Raw genomic sequence first — 19,559 nt, 5'->3', positions numbered from 1 at the left:
GTGTATTACTGTTTATGATAATGAATCTGCCATTTCTATATGACGCGGACTATGGTCAAGGTTCTCTTCGTCGAACGGCCCATGTTTAATTTTCTTGTTAAGCAGGTAAATAAACAAGCTGAACAAGATGATATAAACAAATGTGAAAAGGATAAGCGAAAACACAACGGCTTCTGCCTTTACAGCTTGTGAGAGCGCATGCGATGTGCGGAGCAGCCCATACACTACCCAGGGCTGGCGGCCAACTTCGGCTGTGTACCAGCCTACCTGGTTAGCCAGCTGCGGCAGCAATACCGAAAAAGCGAAGATGTACATCAGCCACCTTTTATTAAATAGTTTGCCACGCCACCATAAAAAGCATGCATACAGGGTAAGTGCTATCATAAACATGCCGATAGCTACCATGAGGTGATACGTTTGGAACACAAAATTCAAAGCATGCGGCCGGTCGTCCGGTTTGAAATTATTTAATCCGGTAACCGGCTTTTTGAAGTCGCCTTTGGTAATAAAACTTAAGCCACCCGGAATACCAATACCCTTTGTCTCGTTTTTCTTTTGATCGATATATCCAATCAGGTACATATCAGCCGGTTTTGAGCCATCAAAGTGTCCCTCAATAGCAGCCAGCTTAGCAGGCTGGTAATCGGCCACTACCTTTGCCGACTCATGGCCTGCGAATAGTTGCGCCAGTGAACAAATGGTGGCCAGTACCAAGGATATTTTGAATGACTTTCTTGAAAAACTGACATAACGGTTTTTAAGCAGGTAATAGGCGCTGATACTTAACACCAAAAACGTACCTGATAAAAATGCCCCCAGCCATACATGCGTTATGCGCTGCACGGATGACGGGTTAAAAACCATTGCCCAAAAATCGGTGATCTGTGCCCGGGCATTGAAGCCGGTACCCACTATGTGATAACCTGCAGGGGTTTGCTGCCATGAATTAGCAACCACTATCCATATGGCCGAAAACATTGACCCTAATGTGACCAGCAATGTTGAAATGAAATGCACTTTAGGACTAACCTTATTCCAGCCGAAAAGTAATATACCCAGGAAACCAGATTCGAGCGCAAAGGCAAAGATACCTTCAGCGGCCAATGCGCTGCCAAAAACATCGCCCACATAACGGGAATAGGTAGCCCAGTTGGTACCAAACTCAAATTCCATTACAATACCGGTAGCCACACCGATACCAAATATTAAGGCGAAAATGCGCACAAAAAATTTGGTCATCTTTTCATAGATCTTCTCTCCGGTTTTCAGATACATGGCTTCCATAATGACCATGTTTAATCCAAGGCCAATGCTAAGCGGCGGATAGATGTAATGGAAAGCAATTGTAAACGCGAATTGGACACGGGCTAATATTTCAACGTTCATAACTATTTAATTTTAAGGCAGTCGCTGCAATTCAAATGTCGTAACGGAAGCGTTACAATGTGTGCAACTACAAGCTAAAAATGCAATTTAGAAAAGATATGAATTAAAGTATTAGTTGTACCAGCTTTTGAGGAGTGGGGATAATTTATTATAAAAGAGAAGCGTTACCTAAATCCTACCCGGCCAAAGTGATTTATATATAGTAGATAAGACTCAAAAATATTATCAGATACGTCATTGCGATCCGCTTTCGGCGGAGAAGCAATCACCAGGATGCAAATTAATTGCTAGTGATTGCATCGTTCCTCGCAAAGACGATCTTGATAATAAAACGCCCTTTCCTTTTGAGGAGGGCTGGGGTGAGGTCAAACATGCCTCTCGGGGATTGCTTCGTCGTTTACACTCCTCGCAAAGACGATTTCGATAGTATAAACTCCCTCTCCTTTTGGAGAGGGTTGCGGTGAGGCTTCAACAAAAAAGCCCTTTGCTTTCACAAAGGGCTTCGTTTTATTTTACAAGGTTCTTTAATTGTATCACCTCTTTTTCGTCTAAAAATCTCCATCGGCCACGCGGAAGGTCCTTTTTGGTAAGGTTGGCATAAACCGAACGGTCAAGCTTTTCTACTTCATAACCTAAATGTTCAAATATACGGCGAACGATGCGGTTACGTCCGCTATGGATCTGGATACCTACTTCGCGTTTTGTTCCGCCCTGTACATAAGATACTGCATCTGGCTTAATAAAGCCGTCTTCCAGCTCAACACCAAATTGTATTTTATTTAAATCTCCCTGGGTTAAGCTTTTGCTTAACTCAACCTGGTATATCTTGGTAATGCTATTACGTGGGTGCGAAAGTTTATCTGCCAGGTCGCCATCATTGGTCATCAGCAGTAAACCTGTTGTATTACGGTCTAAACGGCCTACAGGATAAATGCGTTCTTTGCTGGCTTTATCAACCAACTGCATTACTGTGCGACGTTCCTGCGGATCGTCGGTTGTAGTAATATAATCCTTTGGTTTATTTAATAACACGTAAACCATTTTTTCGCGCTTCAATGTTTCCCCATTGTAACGGATCAAATCTTTCGAGGGATCAACCTTATAGCCAAGTTCTGAAACAACCTCGCCATTAACACTAACAACGCCGGCTTGTATCAACTCATCAGCTTTACGGCGTGAGCAAATACCTGCGTTTGAAATATAACGGTTCAACCTGATCAGGCCGTCGTCTTTACTTTCTGTAGTGGTGGTTGATTTTTTTGCACGCATGGTACGTGCAGGTTTTTTGTCGGCATCAAAGTCGCGTGAACGCTCTGGCTTGTCGTATGATTTTTTGAACGGTCTACCAAAGTTCTCTGTACGTTTTTCATAACGTCCTTCTGAACTACGATTGCCGAATGATTCGCCTTCTGATCTGTTAAAACCAGATTTATTACCGAATTTCTTTTCGCCATAAGGCTTATCGCTGCTGCGGTTGCCAAACGACCTTCCTTCTGACTTGCCAAAGCCCGACTTATTGCCAAACTTTTTATCGCCGAATGAACGGTCACTGCTTTTGCCACCAAATGGCTTATCGCCTGTTTTGCGGGCAGGTTTATCACCAAAAGATTTTCCGGTACTTTTGTAAGGGCGGTCGCCACCACTTGAACGGCCAAAACTACGCTCGCCGCTTTTGCTGTCAGCTGACTTGCTAAAGCTACGTTCTCCGTCTTCCGATGTAGTACGGGGACGTCTTGGTGAATCGTTAAAATCTTTGTTGAATTTTGAGGATGAACGCGGACCCGATGAAGCTCTGCTTCCTGAACCTTCTGCGCTTTTTGCGCTTCTTCCTGTTGATCTTGATGGCTTGTCGTCGCGACTGTTGCCTGGTTTTCTAAATACCATACTTTTGGGGGTTAACGCTTCTCAGCGAGGGGTGTAAAGTTACGAAATTTAATGAAATTTGGAATTTATTTTTTCACAAAAAAACTATGCATACATAGTTAAAAACAAGTGTTTTTAAAAGTTATCAACATGTTGATAAACACTAAGGGGTGGCTAACTATTTGATATTCTGACCTGTTTTTTTACCTTTGCCGACACATCAACCTACTATTGTTGAACTAAAATACATTGAATGATTAAAAAACATCTAATTACGTGCTCCGTAATATTGGTGTCGGTTGTCATTTTCAAACTGTTTATTTGCAGTACAACTGAAAAGAGAAGTCAGGTAAAAATAACACGCTTTGCACCTTACCTGACGCCGCGTATTGAACCAAACAAAGGCTACAATTTTGCCGATGAGTCTATGCCGGTAGCTAATAAAAAAGCCAACAGAAAAATCAAAGTTTCGTTATGGCGCCATAGCTACGCAAGGGTAGGTTCGCAATTATTGCAAAAGAAAGCTGCCAAACTATTTCCGATCATTGAGCCGATTTTGCTTGCATACGGCATTCCGGAAGATTTTAAGTACATGCCATTGGTAGAGTCGGGCCTTAAAGAAGGCACCTCACCTAAAGGCGCGCGTGGATTATGGCAGTTTATGCCACAAACCGCCCGCGACTATGGGCTAAAGGTAAACAGCAGTAAAGACGAGCGTTTAAATGTCCGCAAATCAACTATTGCTGCCTGCAAATACCTTAAAGAACTTTATGGACAGTTTAACAGCTGGACATTGGCCGCTGCTGCTTATAATGCAGGGTCGCCACGTGTGGCACGTGCCATTAACCGCCATAACCAGGGCAACTATTACCGCATGAGCCTTAACAAAGAAACAGGCTCATATATTTACAAGCTCATTGCCATGAAAGAGGTGATTGAGAAACCGCGTAAATACGGGTATAAAACGGTAACCACAGAGTTTACCCCGCCAGCAGAGTTATTGGTTGCTAATTAAAATATTACGGAGCATGTAGAGGCCGTTTTGTCCAGCTGACAGAACGGCCTTTTTTTGTTATATTTGTGCCTCTTTTTCTGCTATTTAAACTATGGCACAAACATAGCTGTGTAAGCAGGGTTACATTAGTTTTCCGATAGTAATTTATGAATAAAAATAACGTTGATCTGGGCGAGCAAAGTGAAGTTGAAGTTTATGGAGCCCGGGTTCACAACTTAAAAAATATAGATGTTTCTTTCCCACGTAACAAGCTGGTAGTAATTACCGGTTTAAGCGGCAGCGGCAAGTCATCATTGGCATTTGATACCATCTATGCCGAAGGCCAGCGCCGTTATATGGAAACATTTTCTGCCTACTCGCGCCAGTTTATGGGCGGCATGGAGCGCCCGGATGTGGATAAGGTATCGGGCCTTAGCCCGGTGATTGCCATTGAGCAAAAAACCACCAGCAAAAACCCACGTTCAACAGTAGGCACCATTACCGAGATCTACGACTTTATGCGCCTGCTTTATGCACGTGCAGGTGACGCCTATTCTTATGTTACCGGCGAGAAAATGGAACGTATGTCTGAAGACCAGATCTACAAAGCCATTTTAAGCAAGTTCGATGGGCAGCCGGTTAATATCCTTGCTCCTGTTGTTAAAGGACGTAAAGGGCACTACCGCGAGTTGTTTGAGCAAATCCGCAAACAGGGCTATCTTAAAGTTTGGGTCGACGGCGAGATTATGGACGTTGAGCCCAAAATGCAGGTTGACCGCTATAAGATCCACGATATTGATATTGTGGTTGACCGTTTGGTGATTAGCGATAAAGACAGTAAACGTTTGTACACCTCCTTACAGTCGGCGCTAAAAACAGCAAAAGGTATTATTCGTGTTGCTGATAAGGATAACAACATTTCTTACTTCAGTAAATACCTGATGGACCCGGTTTCGGGGATTTCTTATGATGAACCGCAGCCTAATACTTTCTCGTTTAACTCACCTTATGGCGCCTGCGATAAGTGCGACGGTTTAGGATACATTTTTGAGGTTGACGAAAATTCAGTTATTCCCAACCCGAAGCTGAGTATTATTAACGGCGGTTTAGCACCAATTGGTGAATACCGTGAAACCTGGATTTTCCATGTACTGAAAGCGCTTGCCAAAAAGTATGAGTTTTCTTTATCTGTACCGATTGAAAAAATCCCGCGCGATAAGCTGGAGATCATCTTGAATGGATCGCATGAGTTGATCACGGTGGCAGTTGAGTATAACAAATGGAACGTTCAAAGCTACCAGATCACGTTTGATGGCATCATCCGCATGCTTGAAGAGCAGCAGGAACGCCGCAGTGAAGATGCCGTGGACGACATGGAAGCCTATCGTGTACTTAAAACCTGCCCGGTTTGTGGTGGCGCACGATTGAAGAAAGAATCGCTGCATTTTAAGGTGGATAATAAAAATATTTTTGAACTGGCTTGTATGGATATTAATACCCTGCAAGACTGGTTCACTGGATTAGAAGAACGCCTTAATGACCGTCAGAATATAATCGCTAAGGAGATATTAAAGGAAATACGTGCCCGCATAGGCTTTTTGCTTGATGTAGGCTTAAGCTATTTAACGCTCGACCGTACTGCACGTACGCTATCTGGTGGTGAAGCACAGCGTATCCGCCTGGCTACTCAGATTGGTTCGCAGCTGATGAATGTAATGTACATTCTGGATGAGCCGAGCATCGGTTTGCACCAGCGCGATAACGACCGCCTGATTAAAGCATTAAAGAACCTGCGCGATCTGGGTAATACCGTTTTAGTGGTTGAGCACGATAAGGACATGATCCTTGAAGCCGACCATGTGATTGACATGGGACCGGCTGCAGGCGTACACGGCGGAACAGTAGTTGCCGAAGGCACACCTGCCCAGTTAATGGAAGCACATACACTTACCACCTCCTATTTAAATGGCGAGCGCGAAATTGCTATACCTAAAAAGCGCAGGGCAGGCAACGGCAAAAAGCTTTCATTAAAAAACGCGACTGGCCATAACCTTAAAAACGTATCTGTCGACTTTCCTTTGGGTAAGCTGATCGGTGTAACCGGTGTATCTGGCAGCGGCAAGTCGAGCTTAATTACCGAAACACTATACCCGATACTTAATCATCACTTTTTCCGCGCTAAGAAACATCCTTTAACTTATAAAAAGATTGATGGGTTAGAGCATATCGACAAGGTAATTGAGATTGACCAAACGCCTATTGGCCGTACGCCGCGCTCAAATCCGGCTACCTATACTGGTGTGTTCTCTGATATTAGAAACCTTTACGTTCAGTTGCCCGAGTCAAAGATCAGGGGTTATAAGCCAGGCCGTTTCTCCTTCAACGTAAAAGGTGGCCGCTGCGAAACTTGCCAGGGTGCGGGCATGAAGCTGATTGAAATGAACTTTTTGCCTGATGTACACGTACCATGTGAAGAGTGCGGCGGCAAACGCTACAACCGCGAAACACTGGAGGTAAGATACCGTGGTAAATCTATCAGTGATGTACTGGACATGAGCATTGAAGAGGCCGTGCCTTTCTTTGAGCATATCCCGGCTATATACCGAAAGGTAAAAACACTGAATGATGTTGGCTTGGGCTATATCACACTGGGGCAATCATCTTTAACCCTGTCAGGCGGCGAAGCGCAGCGTGTAAAACTGGCTACCGAGCTTTCTAAAAAGGATACAGGTAATACCTTCTATATACTTGACGAGCCAACAACAGGCCTGCACTTTGAGGACATTAATGTATTGCTTGGTGTATTAAACCAGTTGGTTGATAAAGGCAATACGGTGTTAGTAATTGAACATAACCTTGATGTAATTAAAGTGGTAGATCATGTGATTGATCTGGGCCCTGAAGGTGGTTCAGGCGGTGGTACTATTGTTTTTACCGGTTCACCCGAAGGCTTAGCCAAATCAAAAGATAGTTTTACAGGCAAGTTTCTGGCTAAGGAAATGGGCATTAAGTAAAGATATCGGAGACGAGATGCCAGAGGCTCTGAGGTGAGAGACCAATAGCAACAGACTATATATAGGAGGAGAAGTAATTATTAAAACGCATCTTGCGATCTGCCGGCTGACGGAGAAGCAATCCCCACCTATCAGTTCTTGCAATGACGTATTGTCATTTTGTAAACAAAATCAGCCTGAGTAACTTTATACATCATGCAACCCTTATTAACCGCAGCGCAGATAAAAGAAGCTGATGCGTATACCATCGCCCACGAACCAGTATCATCTATAGATCTAATGGAACGTGCTTCAAAGGCATTCGTTAATCTTTTCGTTAGTGAATATCCCGATAAGCAAAAAAGTGTAGCTGTTTATTGTGGTACGGGTAATAACGGTGGCGATGGTTTAGCTATTGCGCGTATTTTAAAGCATGAGGGCTATTCAAATATTACTGTTAAAACCGCCCGCTTCTCTGAGAAATCAACCAGCGATTTCAATACCAATTTACAAAGGTTACAAGATACAGGTATTGAAGTTGTGGAGTTTACTTCTCCAGAGCAGTTAAGTAATGAACCAGCCAATATTATTATAGATGCCTTATTGGGGAATGGCTTGAACAAACCATTAGAAGGGGCTTATAAGCGACTTGTTGAATACATTAACAGCCTGAATAAAACAGTAGTTGCCGTTGATGTGCCTACCGGCTTTTATGGCGACCAGGAATTGAACCCCGAGGCTACAGTTATAAAAGCCGACCTTGCTGTTACCTTTCAGCAGCCAAAAATTAATTTTCTGCTACTAGATAGTAAAGCCTGGATCAAAAGATGGTTGGTGGCTGATATCGGAATTGATCGAGCTTTTCTACAAAACATTGATTCGCCTTACCAATATTTACAGGAAGAAGATATCATTAAAATGCTGAAGCCCCGCGAAGCATTTAGTAATAAAGGGACTTATGGCCATGCACTGATAGTGGCTGGGCAGGCGCAAACTATGGGCGCTGCGCTGCTTTGCTCATCTGCCTGTGTGCAGGCCGGGGCGGGCTTAACTACTGCTTGCATACCGCAAAGCGGCTTAACCGCGCTCAACAGTTACATGCCCGAAATTATGGCTGCGATACGCGAGGGCGACAATTTGCCCGACGTTGAGTGGAACAGATTCAGCACAATGGGTATTGGACCAGGTTTGGGTAAAGATGATAGCACTTTGGCGCTGTTGAGTGAGATTTTTACCAATTACACCAGCCCGGTAGTGGTGGATGCCGATGCGCTGAACATGCTTTCGATGCATAAAGAGCTTTGGGCTTGTTTACCTAAAGGCAGTGTGCTTACCCCACACATGAAAGAGTTTGACCGTTTATTCGGCGATCATACTACCTGGTGGCAGCGTTTGCAAACTGCCATGCACAAAGCCAAAGAATTAGAAATTTGCATTGTGCTTAAAAACGATTATACGATCATCGCATCGCCTGAAGGGAAATTATATTTTAATTCTACCAGTAACGCGGCTATGGCAAGCGGTGGAATGGGTGATGTACTTACCGGGATCATCACTGCACTGCTGGCGCAAAGATATCCGGCTTTAGAAGCATGCTTAATTGGTGTTTATGTGCATGGCCTGGCTGGGGATCAGTTGGCTCTATCTTACAAATTGCATGTGGTTACTCCTGAAAAAGTAGCTGCGCAGGTACCTGTTACTATTGCGGGTCTGTTAAATAAAAAAGCGGCATTAAGTATTAAATAGCCGCTTTTTTCTAACTAACTGACCTATAAAGAACAAAATACTGTATATAAGATGCAGTATAGGCAGCAATAGTTACAGAAAATACAAATTATTTTTTATTTTATAAGGAAGCGAGGGTTTTACCAACAGCCATCATCTGGTCAAGTGTTGGAGAAGCACTGCCGCCGCGTGGCTCAAGCGTTACTGCAAATGCCTGTGCATCAGCAATTGGCTTCATTTCTTTCATGCCTGTAGAATCTGCAGAAGCATCAAAGACACCAAGATCAACCGGCTTGCCTTTAACAATTGCCCAAAGCTGATAGGAGTGCTGATCGTCATTGGCAGGCATTTTAGCGCGACCCATATCAATCATCACCTCTTTCATGGCAGGGCTATAGGCAACCATCAGCTTAGCCTTAGGTGTTTTAGAAGTACCGTCAAGTTTAACCATTTGGAAAGCAGGGTCGCGGAACAACGCAATCTGTTTATCCATTAGGTTTACCCGGTTGGCGTACTTTTGGTTTTGTGTTTGTAGAGCCAGCAATTGCCCCGTAGTATTCTGCAGGCGGTTATAAACGCTGAACAATGCTGCTAAACTGAGTATAAGTAATGCCAAACAGGCAGCAAAAGCATACTTATAAATACTATTTGATTTTTGCTTACGTAATGTAACTACTTTAGCTTCATGTGCTGATACCGTTTTTGTAGGGAAATTACGATCATCGCCTAAGTTTACCAGTAAGCTGTTTAAAACACGGTCGCGTAAATGTTCTGGAGGGTCTATGGCTGCTGCACCTGCATATTTTTCAAGTGAAAGTTCAATTTCAATAAGTTCGGCCTTCACTTCAGGGTGTTGTAAAGACATAGCCTCTACCTTCAGCTTTTCTTCCGGGGTAACATCCCCCAAAACGTAAGCTTCAAGTATGCCTGATTCGATATATGTCTTTATGTCTTCCAACTTAATTAAAACTTTTTCTTAGTTCCTGAATTGCCATTCGCAGCCTTGTTTTAACGGTTCCAAGCGGCAGGCCAAGTTCATCAGCTGCCTCTACGTGTGTATAACCTTTAAAGTATACCAGGTCAAGCACCAGTTTCTGATCTGGCTTCAAAGTCTGCACTAAATCTTTTATCCCAAGTAGTTCGGGTTTGTATACCGTATTTTTTTGCTCGTCAATAAAAGTTACGTTATTTTCGAGTTCCTGGTTTTTTGTTTGATTTTTAAAATCTTTAGACCGCACCTTATCTATTGATAAATTTCGTGCAATATTAATCATCCAGGTAAAAAGGCGGCCTTTTTCGGCGCTGTAACTGGAGAACGAATTCCAGATTTTGACAAAAGTCTCCTGAAGCACATCCTCGGCAATGGCTTCGTCGGTAATTATTCTTGATATTACGCCGAATAATGACGCTGAGTACATATCATACAATGCCTCAATGGCAATCTTTTCCCGATTGCGCATGGCATGCACCAGCTCTTCTTCAGATAATGATATTTTGGTTCTGCGGCTCAATGGGTTGAAGATATGAAGGAAGTATCATATTTCAAATAAATGTTTTTCAGCATGGTAAGATGAGCGCACAAGCGGCCCGCTCTCTACGTATCTGAAACCCATTTCTAATCCTATTTCCTTGTAACGTTTAAACTGATCCGGATGTATCCAGTCAATCACCGGGTGATGGCTGCGTGTTGGCTGCAGGTACTGCCCCAGGGTAAGGATATGCACACCGGCCTGCAGTAAATCTCCCATTGCTTCCACAACATCTTCTTCTGTTTCGCCTAAACCAAGCATAATGCCTGACTTGGTACGCAAACCAGCTTCAGAGATGTGGCGCAGGCATTCCAAACTGCGGTCGTATTTTGCCTGTATACGTACCTCGCGGGTAAGGCGGCGTACAGTTTCCAGGTTATGCGAAACAACTTCAGGACGCACATCAGTTACACGTTTCAGGTTGTCCCAGTTGCCTTTAAAATCAGGCAATAAAGTTTCTAAAGTAGTTTCAGGGCTTTCGCGGCGAATAGCGTTAATGGTTTCTGCCCAGATGATGGAACCGCCATCCTTAAGGTCGTCGCGGTCAACAGAGGTAATAACGCAGTGTTTAACCTGCATTAGTTTTACAGAGTTGGCCACACGGTTAGGCTCGTCCATGTCAACAGCCAACGGGCGGCCTGTTGCTACAGCACAAAAAGAACACGATCGGGTACAGATGTTGCCAAGTATCATAAACGTGGCAGTACCTGCTCCCCAGCATTCGCCCATGTTAGGGCAATTACCGCTTTCACAAATGGTATGCAGCTTATGGGTATCCACCAGGCTGCGTACATGCGCGTATTCTTTTCCAACCGGAAGTTTCACCCGCAGCCAGTCTGGCTTGCGTTGGGTTTGGCTTGCCGGTATAACCGGTAAATCAATCATTATACAAATGTAAATAAAAAAGAAAAGCCCTCAACACCTTAAAAGTTGCACCTGCACAAAACTTACAGGTAAATGACCTCTGCTAAGGCCAGATATTATCTAATCTTTTAAGAAGCTGGTATTATTGTACCATTACCAGTGCTTCCTCTACCGAAATGCCACCGTGCGATTGGTCAAGTATGCACTCGCCCTCTTTGATCAGCAACAGTTGAGGTGATTCGTGATGTACATGGAAATCTTCTGCAACCTGGTTTGAGATAGGGCGATATTTGATCAGGTCAAGAAAATACAGCGGAATGTTATCGGGCATCTGATCCCAGTCCATTTCAAAACGCCTGCGGGCCATCATGCTGATAGAGCAACGCGTACTATGTTTAAAAATAATGCTGTAGCCTGCATGCGCTTTAATCTCATTCAACTGGTCGGCAGACTCCAAGGGTATCCATTTCATAATTTTCCCAATAACTTTATGCAAAAATAAACGGAAAACCGCGAAAAGGTTTGAATTGGATTGTAAAAAGATAGTAAAGCTTTTGGCTTAGCGCCTGTGATAGCTGCCGTAAGCCGGGCAAAGCTTGTTTGAGCATGAAGATATGGTGCAACCTAAAGCTACTGCCACTAATGCTATGTAGATGATTTTTTTCATATCGCTCTTAATACCTGAGTTTAAAATCTGTTAAAGCTTTCGGCAAGGTCAGCCATTTTAATTGCTGTAATGGCAGCTTCGTCTCCTTTGTTGCCATGCTTGCCACCAGCGCGGTCAATAGCCTGCTGCTGGTTATCAGTAGTAAGTACACCAAAAATTACCGGCTTGCTATGTTTAAGGCCTACGTTGCTTAATCCGTTTGCCACTGCATCGCAAATAAAATCAAAGTGCCTTGTTTCGCCTTGTATTACACAGCCAAGGCAAATCACTGCATCTAAGTTAGCAATATTTCTAAACAAAATATCGGCTCCGGCTATTAATTCAAAACTGCCCGGAACGGCGTATGAAAATATGTGATCGGGGTTTGCACCATTATTTACCAGGCTTTGGTAAGCGCCTTGGTACAGTGCATTAGTGATTTCTGCATTCCATTCGGCCGTAACAATACCAAACCGGTATGGCGCTGCCGATGGAATTTCGGTTTCAGAAAAATCTGACAGGTTTTTTAACTGTGTAGCCATCTGGGCTGCAATTATTGGTTAAGCTTTGCTTCTGCACGTGCAATATACTCGTCGATATTTTGTGCTTCAGCGCTGTCGCTATAGTCTGATTTAATTTTTTTGTACGCATCAACAGCCGATTTGTTATCGTTCTGCGCTTCGTAAACCAAACCTAATTTCTTTAAGTATAATGGAGATAAAAACTTGTTATTCGCTTTGTCAGCAGCCTTTTTAAAGTAAGAAGCTGCTTTATCAAGATCTTTCAGTTCAACATAAGCATCGCCGGTACCGCCAAGCGCTTCTGCCGATACCATGCTGTCGTCACCATGATAATTGCTCAGGTAATCAATCGCTTTGCGGTACTCGCCTTTGTTAAGGTAAGCAATACCGCCATAGTAGTAAGCAAGGTTAGCTGCTTTGGTGTTGCTGTAATCGCTGATGATTTTTTCAAAACCAGGGTATGAGGCATCGCCTTTAAGTGCCTTGTCCCAGTCTTTTTTAGCCCAGTTTTCCTGTGCAACATGCATTTGATCCTGTGCCTCGCTTTCGCGTGGGCCTAAGTATATTTTTTGATAAGCAAAATAGATCACAACCAACGCAACAATAGCCGCAATGATAAAGGTTAGGCTTTTTCTGTTCTCTTGCACAAAATTGCCGTTATGCCCAAAATCTTTCTTTGGCGATGTTTCGACTTTGGTGTTTGCCTGAGTATTTGACATTTCTATTTAAAATTAGGAGTGCAAAAATACGGTTTTCATAAATTTATACAATAGCTTTTAAGTTAAATAGTTATACTTAATTTAAATATCCTTTTATAATAAGCGTTTGTTATGTGCTAACTTTGAAACCTGATTTATGTATCTGCAGCAATTATCCGTTATCAATTTTAAAAATTATGCCGAGGCCAGGCTTGAACTAAGCCCCGGTGTTAATGCGTTTACAGGCAATAACGGGGCTGGAAAAACCAATCTGCTGGACGCTATTCACTACCTGTCGTTATGCAAAAGTTATTTTAACCCTATCGATAGCCAGCAGATTAAACAGGATGCAGATTTTTTTATCATTAACGGTCTATTTGAAAGAAACGGGCATACAGAAAGTGTTGCCTGCTCGGTAAAACGGAATCAGAAAAAGCAGTTTAAGCGCAATAAGAAAGATTATCAGCGCCTGGCAGATCATATCGGCTTGTTTCCGCTGGTAATGGTATCGCCATATGATGTAAGCATTATTATTGAAGGCAGCGAAGAACGCCGCAGGTTCATTGATAACGTAATATCCCAAACCGACAACCAGTACCTTGACGAGCTGATTGCCTATAATAAGATCGTGCTTAACCGCAACGCAGTATTAAAACGCATGAGCGAGAATGGCCGTTTTGATGTAAGCCTGCTGGAGGTTTATAACGAGCAGATGGTAACGCTCGGAATTAAGATATTTGAAAAACGTAAAGCATTTATGGATGCCTTTACACCAATATTTAATGAGCACTACCGCTTTATCAGTAACGGAGCTGAACAGGTAGAACTGATCTATCAATCACAACTGATAGATGGCGATTTTAACGAACTGCTTTTAAAAAATGCAGACCGGGACAGGATATTGCAGCGCACATCGGTAGGTATCCACCGAGATGATCTGCTATTCAGCATACATGGTATGCCTATGAAAAAATTTGGGTCGCAGGGGCAGCAAAAGTCGTTTTTAATTGCGCTGAAGTTGGCGCAGTATAGCTTTTTATACCAGCAAAAAGGATTTAAACCCTTGCTGCTGCTTGATGATATTTTTGATAAACTGGATAATCTGCGGGTTACCAAGTTGATGCAAATGGTATCAGACCATAATTTTGGCCAGGTATTTATCACAGACACCAGCGATAAGCGTGTAGCCGAAGTTTTTAATGCCATTGATGTAAGCCTGAAACTATTTAACGTAACCGGAGGAGAAGTATATGCGGAAAGCTAACGACAAAACTTTAAAAGATGCCATTGCGCAAATGCTGCAGGTTTATAAAATTAAACGCCGCTTTGACGAAACAGGTATTGTTGCCGCATGGCCCGATATTGTTGGCAAAGCTGTTGCTAACCGCACAAAGGAATTGTTTATCCGCGATAAGAAATTGTTTTTACGGATTGAATCGTCAGTTGTTAAAAATGAACTGATGCTGATCCGTTCGCAAATCATAGAAAAGCTCAATGAGCATGCAAGTGCTGATGTAGTAGAAGAACTGATCTTTCTTTAAGCGTGTTTGTCTTTAAGCCTTACTTTAAACATGCGTAAGTTATGCGAATAAAGATCATCGTGAATAACTGAGAAAATAATCAGAACAATACCCGGCACCCAAAACGCCAGTTGTACTTCGGGGTGGTTGATGAACAGATCAAAGCTGCCGATTAAAATTAACGGGAGAGAAACTACATATAAAATGTATTTTATCGCGGTCTTTAATCTAAGGTTCATCGCTTTTAGTTTTAATATTTATAGGTAGTAATAATTGTGATTTATTTAAGGTATTGGTAAAAATATCAAACAAATGTTATAAACCAAACTATTACCACAATTAACGGGCGAAATTGTTCGCCCGTTAATTAATTACCTATTAAGTAACCGGTATTATATTATCTCGAAAGCTGAAAAGAAAAAGCTACCTTCTATAGCTGCATTCTCGTCAGAATCTGAACCGTGTACTGCGTTAGCCTCAATTGATTCGGCAAAGCGGTTACGGATGGTTCCTTCTTCTGCTTTTTTAGGGTCTGTTGCGCCAATAAGCTTACGAAATTCTTCAACAGCATTGTCTTTCTCAAGGATAGCAGCTACAATAGGGCCGCTTGACATAAACTGAACAAGGTCATTATAAAAAGGACGTTCTTTATGTACAGCATAAAACTGGCCTGCTTTTTCAGGAGTAAGTGCAGTTAATTTCATTGCTTTTATACTGAAACCTGCTTTGATAATCTGATCAAGTATACCACCGATGTGCCCGTTAGCAACAGCATCAGGTTTGATCATTGTAAATGTTTTGTTATTTTCCATCTTTCTTCACAAAATTGCCGCAAAGGTAGCTTATTTACCCCGTAAGCTAAAGCCTTTAAATCAAATATATAAGTGCTATTTAATTAATTTAATTAGCTTTGCGGTTCGTTTCAAATTATTGATGTTGGATATTACTGCCTTAAAAGCCCTGCTTGCACAACCTAAAAGAATTGTGATCACAACCCACCACAAACCCGATGGCGATGCTATTGGCTCTTCTTTAGGTTTGTATAATTATCTGATACAACACGGGCACCATGCTAAGGTAATTACCCCAACAGATTATCCGCAGTTTTTTGACTGGATGCCAGGTAACGAACAGGTAATTATTTATACCGAACATATCGCGCAATCAAACCAGCTTGTTGCCGAAGCCGAACTGATCTTTTGCCTTGATTTTAATGCTCTTAGCCGCATCAACGAGCTTGGCGCAGAGGTGGAGAAAAGCACGGCCGTTAAAATCATGATCGACCATCATCTGGAGCCCCAGGATTTTGATGATTACCGTTACTGGAATATCAACGCATGCGCTACCGCACAGTTGATTTATGAGTTTATCGTAAACGAACTTCATGACAAAGCTTTAATTAATAAAGATGTGGCCAGCTGCCTGTACACAGGCATCATGACAGATTCGGGATCTTTCCGTTTTCCGAACACCACATCGGCAGTACACCGCATCGTAGCCGATCTTATTGATGCCGGTGCCGTGAACTGGCACATTCACGAGCTGGTTTATAATAGCGCAACAGAAGCACGCTTACGCTTTTTAGGCCATTGCCTCGCCGATAAGCTTGAAGTGTTACCCGAGTATAATACCGCATTAATTACAGTAACACAGGCCGAGCTTGAACGATACCATATTATTACCGGCGATACCGAAGGCATCGTAAATTATGCTTTATCAATAATAGGTATCAAACTGGCTGCGTTTATCGTAGAAAGGAAAGACAGGGTAAAACTATCTTTACGCTCAAAAGGTGACTTTCCGGCTAATGACATTTGCAAAAAATACTTTAACGGCGGCGGCCACCGCAATGCCGCGGGCGGCCACTCTGATGAAAGCCTTGAACAGGTTATTGCCCAATTCAAATCTATATTGCCTAACTATAAAACTCTTTTAATACAATAAGAACAAGATGAAAAAAAACTTAGTTTTTTTAGCTGTTGCAGCTATCGGCTTTGCCGGATGTAACGGTGGATTTAAGAAAAGCGATGGCGGGTTGCTTTACAACATCGTCGACGATAAATCGGGTACCAACATTACCAACAACGATTTTGTAAGCGCAAACGTAATTGCTAAAACAGATGCCGATTCTGTATTATTCAGTACTTATGATACAGGGCACCCTGCATTTTTAACCATCCCTGCTAAATTGCAATCAAAAGGCGATATTTATTCTGCCATGATGCTTTTAAGCGAAGGTGACAGCGCCGAAGTTAAAGTTAACGCCGATTCGCTGTTTAAAAAAGGCATGCCTAAGCCACCGGGCTTCAAAGGTAAATTTGTTATTTATGAGATCAAGATCAATAAAGTGATCTCTAAAGGTAAACTAAGCGACCAGGTATTTGGCGGCCGTATTCAGGATTACTTCAAAACAGAAGCTGCTAAAATGAAAGCTGCTGAGCCTGGTAAAATCCAAAAGTATATCGCGGATCATAAGATCAATGCTACCAAATCAGATTCGGGCTTATACTACCAGATCACCAAACAAGGAAGCGGCGCGCTACCTGCAAAAGGCGATACTGTAGTAGTTAATTATACTGGCCGCTTTGTAACTAACGGCAAAGTATTTGAAACCAGCGACAAGGCTGTAGCACAAAAAGAAAAAGTGTTTAACCCAATGGCTCCTTATAAGCCAATTCACATCCCGGTTGGTATCAATGCTGTAATTAAAGGTTGGGACCAGGGCTTAATGATGCTTAATAAAGGCGCTCAGGCTACATTAGTTATTCCATCAAACTTAGCTTATGGCGAACAAGGTTTCCAGGCAATTGGCCCATACACGCCGCTTGCTTTTGATGTTGAGGTTATTGATATTATCCATCCAAACCCTAACGCACCTAAGCCGGTAATGCCGCAGTTACCAGGCCAGCCGTCTGCAAAATAATAAAGACCATATTTAAACGCTTATGCACCCACAAGTCATAAGCGTTTATTTTTATACAGATATGAAGAAATTAATTTTCTCGCTGCTTGCTTTATCAGCTGTTACAATGGCAAAAGCACAAATGCAGCAAACTTCGCAGGGGGCGCAGTACCAGATCTTTACACAAAGTACCGGGCCTAAAATTAAGGTTGGCGATATCGTTACTTTAAACCTGATCAATAAAACCGAAAAGGATTCGGTATTATTCAGCACTTATACTGCCGGTGCGCCTACGCAGGTACAGGTACAGCCTACACAAAACATTGCCGACCTGATGGCTATCTTCCCATTGCTTAGCAATAAGGATAGTGTGCTGGTTAAAATTCCTGCCGACTCTGTTTTTAAAAACCAGGAAGACAAACGTCCGCCGTTTTTCCCGGCAAAAAGTAATATCGTTTTTGTAATTAAGATTGAAAAAATTCAATCGTTAAACGAAGCAATTGCTGAGCGTAATGCATCAATGGCTAAATTACAGGCAGCAGAACCATTAGCAATTACCAAATACATCACCGCTAATAAGCTAATGCCAAAGACAACCGCTTCTGGCTTAAAGTATGTCATCCTTTCTCTTCCGGAAAAAGGATCAGGCCGTAAACCTTTACCGGGCGATACCGTAATGGTAAACTATGTTGGCCGTACGCTTGAAGGCAAAGTATTTGACTCGAGTGTGCAGATGGTAGCTAAAGAAGCCGGACTTGATCAGCCTGGCCGTAATTACGAGCCAATACGTTTTGTAGTTGGCGCAGGCCAGATGATACCGGGCTGGGACGAAGGTTTCCAGTACATTCCTGAAGGTGCTGCAGCTAAATTGATATTACCATCGAAACTGGCTTATGGCGAGCGTGGCGCGCCGCCGACAATTGCGCCTTACAGCCCGCTGGTGTTCGACGTAAATTTGTTACGCATATACCCTACCAAACATCCGGTTGTTGCAGCAAAGCCGGCAGCAAAAAAAACAACTGCTAAAAAGACCACCACGACGAAAAAAGTCACACATAAATAAAGTTATCAAAAAGCCTTCTGCAACAAACAGAAGGCTTTTTACATTTGCAGCATGGTACTAACAGACACGCACACCCACATTTATTACGAACGCGATACAGCTAAACGCGAACAGATGATGCAGCGCTGCCTGGACAACAACATCAGCCGGTTATTTTTACCTAATGTGGATGCAGCCTCGGTACCATTAGTACATGAAATGGTGGATGCCTATCCTGATCAATGCTTTGCGATGCTTGGCCTGCATCCATGCGATGTTAAACCGGGTTGGGAACAGGAGCTTGACAAGATCAAAGCCGCGTGGGGGCAGCAGAAAACATACGCTATTGGAGAAATAGGTATTGATCTTTATTGGGATAAAACATTCCTTCATGGTCAGGTTGCAGCATTTGAAGCTCAGATTAACTGGGCGAAATCTGTTGATCTGCCTATAGTGATCCACTGCCGGGATGCGTTTAACGAAGTTTTTGAAGTGCTTGAGCGTAATAAGGACAGTAAGCTGAGGGGTATATTTCATTGCTTTACCGGGAACCTGGAACAGGCGCACCGCACAATCGATCTGGGCTTTCACCTGGGTATTGGCGGTGTGGTTACCTATAAAAACAGCGGGTTAGATAAGGTGGTGGAGCAGATAGAGCTGCAGCATATTGTTTTAGAAACAGATGCCCCTTACCTGACACCCGTACCGTACCGGGGCAAACCGAACGAAAGCGCTTATTTAAAATACGTAGCCGAAAAAGTTGCTTTGCTGCATCATACTGATATCGAGCAGATTGCAGCCGTTACTACCGAAAACTCGAAACGCATATTCGGTATTTAACATTCGTTTTTGACATATTTTACTACTTTTATAGCA

19 protein-coding genes are annotated in these 19,559 nt (G+C 42.8%); 9 read left to right on the top strand and 10 right to left on the bottom strand.

Translation table 11 applies throughout. The annotated features are described in order from the left end of the window. Positions 1-12: 12 nt before the first annotated feature. Both PQ461_RS01005 and PQ461_RS01000 read right to left on the bottom strand, forming a co-directional pair. Entirely contained in the window at positions 13-1,386 is a 1,374-nt protein-coding gene (locus tag PQ461_RS01005) for a cytochrome ubiquinol oxidase subunit I (protein WP_274207755.1), read from the bottom strand. A 507-nt stretch (positions 1,387-1,893) separates the two neighbouring features. After that, the gene (locus PQ461_RS01000) at positions 1,894-3,270 is read right to left on the bottom strand and encodes a pseudouridine synthase (RefSeq protein WP_274207754.1); all 1,377 of its coding nucleotides are present in this window, start codon (positions 3,268-3,270) and stop codon (positions 1,894-1,896) included. 232 nt (positions 3,271-3,502) lie between these two features. Here PQ461_RS01000 and PQ461_RS00995 point away from each other — a divergent pair, with 232 nt between their 5' ends. The 3 genes from PQ461_RS00995 to PQ461_RS00985 all read left to right on the top strand — a co-directional run bounded on the left by PQ461_RS00995 (position 3,503) and on the right by PQ461_RS00985 (position 8,982). Continuing rightward, positions 3,503-4,264 carry a lytic transglycosylase domain-containing protein gene (locus tag PQ461_RS00995; RefSeq protein WP_274207753.1) on the top strand — a complete coding sequence of 254 codons (762 nt, stop codon included), beginning with the start codon at positions 3,503-3,505 and terminating at the stop codon, positions 4,262-4,264. Between the two features lie 146 nt (positions 4,265-4,410). After that, on the top strand, positions 4,411-7,257 hold the full coding sequence (uvrA, locus tag PQ461_RS00990) for an excinuclease ABC subunit UvrA (protein WP_274207752.1): 2,847 nt from the start codon (positions 4,411-4,413) through the stop codon (positions 7,255-7,257). Between the two features lie 195 nt (positions 7,258-7,452). Then, positions 7,453-8,982 carry an NAD(P)H-hydrate dehydratase gene (locus tag PQ461_RS00985; protein ID WP_274207751.1) on the top strand — a complete coding sequence of 510 codons (1,530 nt, stop codon included), beginning with the start codon at positions 7,453-7,455 and terminating at the stop codon, positions 8,980-8,982. A gap of 100 nt (positions 8,983-9,082) precedes the next feature. On the opposite strand, the gene PQ461_RS00980 is transcribed toward PQ461_RS00985, so the two are convergent. The 6 genes from PQ461_RS00980 to PQ461_RS00955 all read right to left on the bottom strand — a co-directional run bounded on the left by PQ461_RS00980 (position 9,083) and on the right by PQ461_RS00955 (position 13,240). Beyond that, positions 9,083-9,919: an anti-sigma factor gene (locus PQ461_RS00980; RefSeq protein WP_274207750.1), complete on the bottom strand. Its 837-nt coding sequence runs from the start codon at positions 9,917-9,919 to the stop codon at positions 9,083-9,085. A 1-nt stretch (position 9,920) separates the two neighbouring features. Continuing rightward, on the bottom strand, positions 9,921-10,472 hold the full coding sequence (locus PQ461_RS00975) for an RNA polymerase sigma factor (RefSeq protein WP_274207749.1): 552 nt from the start codon (positions 10,470-10,472) through the stop codon (positions 9,921-9,923). Positions 10,473-10,496: 24 nt separating this feature from the next. Then, positions 10,497-11,375, bottom strand: coding sequence for a lipoyl synthase (lipA, locus tag PQ461_RS00970; protein WP_274207748.1), 879 nt, complete (start codon positions 11,373-11,375; stop codon positions 10,497-10,499). A 121-nt stretch (positions 11,376-11,496) separates the two neighbouring features. After that, the gene (gene ytxJ / locus PQ461_RS00965; protein ID WP_274207747.1) at positions 11,497-11,826 is read right to left on the bottom strand and encodes a bacillithiol system redox-active protein YtxJ; all 330 of its coding nucleotides are present in this window, start codon (positions 11,824-11,826) and stop codon (positions 11,497-11,499) included. 215 nt (positions 11,827-12,041) lie between these two features. Further along, positions 12,042-12,542, bottom strand: a complete 501-nt coding sequence (gene ribH, locus PQ461_RS00960; protein WP_274207746.1) for a 6,7-dimethyl-8-ribityllumazine synthase — start codon at positions 12,540-12,542, stop codon at positions 12,042-12,044. 11 nt (positions 12,543-12,553) lie between these two features. Beyond that, the gene (locus tag PQ461_RS00955; protein ID WP_274207745.1) at positions 12,554-13,240 is read right to left on the bottom strand and encodes a tetratricopeptide repeat protein; all 687 of its coding nucleotides are present in this window, start codon (positions 13,238-13,240) and stop codon (positions 12,554-12,556) included. Positions 13,241-13,376: 136 nt separating this feature from the next. Between PQ461_RS00955 and recF the strand changes: the two genes are divergently transcribed. Next, positions 13,377-14,483: a DNA replication/repair protein RecF gene (gene recF, locus PQ461_RS00950; RefSeq protein WP_274207744.1), complete on the top strand. Its 1,107-nt coding sequence runs from the start codon at positions 13,377-13,379 to the stop codon at positions 14,481-14,483. Beyond that, on the top strand, positions 14,470-14,760 hold the full coding sequence (locus PQ461_RS00945) for a DciA family protein (RefSeq protein WP_274207743.1): 291 nt from the start codon (positions 14,470-14,472) through the stop codon (positions 14,758-14,760). The genes recF and PQ461_RS00945 overlap by 14 nt, the downstream gene beginning before the upstream one ends. Here the strand turns inward: PQ461_RS00945 and PQ461_RS00940 are convergent. After that, complete coding sequence (locus tag PQ461_RS00940; protein WP_274207742.1) at positions 14,757-14,978, bottom strand: hypothetical protein; 222 nt, start codon at positions 14,976-14,978, stop codon at positions 14,757-14,759. The two genes, PQ461_RS00945 and PQ461_RS00940, sit on opposite strands and share 4 nt — an antisense overlap. A gap of 153 nt (positions 14,979-15,131) precedes the next feature. Next, the gene (locus PQ461_RS00935) at positions 15,132-15,551 is read right to left on the bottom strand and encodes a nucleoside-diphosphate kinase (protein WP_274207741.1); all 420 of its coding nucleotides are present in this window, start codon (positions 15,549-15,551) and stop codon (positions 15,132-15,134) included. A 121-nt stretch (positions 15,552-15,672) separates the two neighbouring features. On the opposite strand from PQ461_RS00935, the gene PQ461_RS00930 reads away from it, so the two are divergent. The 4 genes from PQ461_RS00930 to PQ461_RS00915 all read left to right on the top strand — a co-directional run bounded on the left by PQ461_RS00930 (position 15,673) and on the right by PQ461_RS00915 (position 19,523). Continuing rightward, complete coding sequence (locus PQ461_RS00930; protein WP_274207740.1) at positions 15,673-16,683, top strand: DHH family phosphoesterase; 1,011 nt, start codon at positions 15,673-15,675, stop codon at positions 16,681-16,683. Positions 16,684-16,690: 7 nt separating this feature from the next. After that, the gene (locus PQ461_RS00925) at positions 16,691-17,662 is read left to right on the top strand and encodes an FKBP-type peptidyl-prolyl cis-trans isomerase (RefSeq protein WP_274207739.1); all 972 of its coding nucleotides are present in this window, start codon (positions 16,691-16,693) and stop codon (positions 17,660-17,662) included. A gap of 61 nt (positions 17,663-17,723) precedes the next feature. Continuing rightward, positions 17,724-18,704: an FKBP-type peptidyl-prolyl cis-trans isomerase gene (locus PQ461_RS00920; protein ID WP_274207738.1), complete on the top strand. Its 981-nt coding sequence runs from the start codon at positions 17,724-17,726 to the stop codon at positions 18,702-18,704. A gap of 51 nt (positions 18,705-18,755) precedes the next feature. Further along, entirely contained in the window at positions 18,756-19,523 is a 768-nt protein-coding gene (locus PQ461_RS00915) for a TatD family hydrolase (protein WP_274207737.1), read from the top strand. Positions 19,524-19,559: the final 36 nt, after the last annotated feature.

Source organism: Mucilaginibacter sp. KACC 22063 (assembly GCF_028736115.1).
GTDB lineage: Bacteria > Bacteroidota > Bacteroidia > Sphingobacteriales > Sphingobacteriaceae > Mucilaginibacter.
This window is presented reverse-complemented; position numbering and strand designations above follow the sequence as displayed.

Coding starts and splice junctions, on each gene's coding strand:
- PQ461_RS01005 (WP_274207755.1), bottom strand. CDS start 1,386: ATGAACGTTGAAATATTAGCCCGTGTCCAATTCGCGTTTACAATTGCT.
- PQ461_RS01000 (WP_274207754.1), bottom strand. CDS start 3,270: ATGGTATTTAGAAAACCAGGCAACAGTCGCGACGACAAGCCATCAAGA.
- PQ461_RS00995 (WP_274207753.1), top strand. CDS start 3,503: ATGATTAAAAAACATCTAATTACGTGCTCCGTAATATTGGTGTCGGTT.
- uvrA (WP_274207752.1), top strand. CDS start 4,411: ATGAATAAAAATAACGTTGATCTGGGCGAGCAAAGTGAAGTTGAAGTT.
- PQ461_RS00985 (WP_274207751.1), top strand. CDS start 7,453: ATGCAACCCTTATTAACCGCAGCGCAGATAAAAGAAGCTGATGCGTAT.
- lipA (WP_274207748.1), bottom strand. CDS start 11,375: ATGATTGATTTACCGGTTATACCGGCAAGCCAAACCCAACGCAAGCCA.
- ytxJ (WP_274207747.1), bottom strand. CDS start 11,826: ATGAAATGGATACCCTTGGAGTCTGCCGACCAGTTGAATGAGATTAAA.
- ribH (WP_274207746.1), bottom strand. CDS start 12,542: ATGGCTACACAGTTAAAAAACCTGTCAGATTTTTCTGAAACCGAAATT.
- PQ461_RS00955 (WP_274207745.1), bottom strand. CDS start 13,240: ATGTCAAATACTCAGGCAAACACCAAAGTCGAAACATCGCCAAAGAAA.
- recF (WP_274207744.1), top strand. CDS start 13,377: ATGTATCTGCAGCAATTATCCGTTATCAATTTTAAAAATTATGCCGAG.
- PQ461_RS00945 (WP_274207743.1), top strand. CDS start 14,470: ATGCGGAAAGCTAACGACAAAACTTTAAAAGATGCCATTGCGCAAATG.
- PQ461_RS00940 (WP_274207742.1), bottom strand. CDS start 14,978: ATGAACCTTAGATTAAAGACCGCGATAAAATACATTTTATATGTAGTT.
- PQ461_RS00935 (WP_274207741.1), bottom strand. CDS start 15,551: ATGGAAAATAACAAAACATTTACAATGATCAAACCTGATGCTGTTGCT.
- PQ461_RS00930 (WP_274207740.1), top strand. CDS start 15,673: ATGTTGGATATTACTGCCTTAAAAGCCCTGCTTGCACAACCTAAAAGA.
- PQ461_RS00925 (WP_274207739.1), top strand. CDS start 16,691: ATGAAAAAAAACTTAGTTTTTTTAGCTGTTGCAGCTATCGGCTTTGCC.
- PQ461_RS00920 (WP_274207738.1), top strand. CDS start 17,724: ATGAAGAAATTAATTTTCTCGCTGCTTGCTTTATCAGCTGTTACAATG.
- PQ461_RS00915 (WP_274207737.1), top strand. CDS start 18,756: ATGGTACTAACAGACACGCACACCCACATTTATTACGAACGCGATACA.